General features: G+C 54.9%; 1 protein-coding gene and 1 pseudogene. Both read right to left on the bottom strand.

Annotated elements, in window-relative coordinates; translation table 11 throughout:
- Positions 1-320 precede the first annotated feature (320 nt).
- Positions 321-458 (bottom strand): hypothetical protein, encoded by a 138-nt coding sequence (locus H3V53_RS43015; protein ID WP_336603014.1) that lies wholly within the window; start codon positions 456-458, stop codon positions 321-323.
- Positions 459-1,106: 648 nt separating this feature from the next.
- A pseudogene (locus H3V53_RS43010) lies at positions 1,107-1,510 on the bottom strand (hypothetical protein); the annotation flags it as partial.

Here is a 1,510-nt window from a genome sequence, read left to right as displayed (position 1 = left end):
GGGAACAGTTCATCTCGTTCGACAAGAAGGCCGTGTCGCTCCTGACGAAGCAGGGCCATTCCGCCACACTGTTGTAATGAAGGTCGCCGGCCGGCGACCACCCTTATATAGCAGGTGCTATGAACTACCCGTTTCGCGCCGGGTTTCCCGCAGCGTAGTCAAGCCCATCGCGAAGTGCGCGCGTTGTAATCGTGTCGTCAGTTCTCGCCCATGTTTCGGGGTTCGCGCGCTCATCGCGAGGCGCTAGCGCCTTGACGGTTGCGGTAGTTGCCGCACTGTACCAGTCCGATAAAAGGTAACCAATCGCCGCGGCTAAATGCTCAGCCCTCCCAGCGATCCGGGCCGCGTTGTTCGCCATCGAGTTGATCGGGAATGGTTCTGATAAGGCCTGCGACAATTTCCTTCTTTTTGTAGTTTGGCGCAGCCTGAAACTCGTCGTTACCTGGCAATGTACCCAAGACTTCGTCTCAATTCATGGCGCCTCCAGTGACCGGTGGGATCAAGCGGTTTGTGGTCGTTAGCATAGCACCGCGAGATCCCGTGTTTGCTCTGGCACATCTACATTCAATTACACTCATCCATGCGCTGAATTTGAACAAGGAGAAATCGTGCCAAACATACAGCTCCTGGCAGAACACAGACTTGCCCTCCTGGAGCAGCATCGCTTATGGTGCAAGGACATCGTCCGTACGCCCGGACAAATCGGTGGGTCGATCAACACGTTGGTCCAAGGACCCCCGTTGTATGTTCCCGGAGAAATCAGGCCATACTCGGACTTCGATGAGGTCAGATTCTTGTCTGTCGATCAGAATCTCGTCGACTATCTCAAGGCCAGCAGATTTCCGTTTCGGGAAAATTAATGATTCCTCGCCACGTAGCTGGAAAAGCAAGATCTTAATGGAACGGAGGAGTGATGGGTTTCAGCGAGAGGTACGGACTGGATTTCGGTCGCAAGGTGAGATCGAGCGTGAGGCACGTCGTGATCGAATTGACGCCCTGTTGAGTCAGCTCGAAGCGGAGATTCACCGTATGAAGGGGCAGCCGGGCGACGAATATAGCTCAGTCGACTTACGTGAATTGGCGGCAAGGTTGCAGCGGCTCGCCGATCAAACCCAAGAGGCCGAGTAGAGCACCGTCGGCACGTGACTCGGCGAGTCCATTGTCCCGGAAGGAAGCCGCGAGTCCCTTCTGCAATCGCGTAGGGCAGAAGGCTGCCCACGCGCATTGTATCTAAGCCGTTCGATGAAGAGCTGCCAGAGCTGCTCAGCGACTCCCTCGTTCGTGAGTTTCTGCTCACGCCCCGACCAGTTCGTCATCATTCCCTTCAGGTACATCGACTGTTCATCGGTTTCGACGCTCAAGATTTCGTTGAAACTGTTGTCTTGAGGGTTGTCGTTTCCCGAATAGCCGATCTGACCTCGTGATCCGTAGGTGTGCGTAATTCGGATGTAGCAACCCGCGACCCTTTTGCCATCTCGATAGATAGTTCCTGTAAATCCGGTTTCCGACG

Source organism: Paraburkholderia bengalensis, assembly GCF_037126505.1.
Classification (GTDB): domain Bacteria; phylum Pseudomonadota; class Gammaproteobacteria; order Burkholderiales; family Burkholderiaceae; genus Paraburkholderia; species Paraburkholderia bengalensis.
The sequence above is the reverse complement of the archived record's forward strand: the minus strand, read 5'-3'. Positions and strand labels throughout refer to the sequence as shown.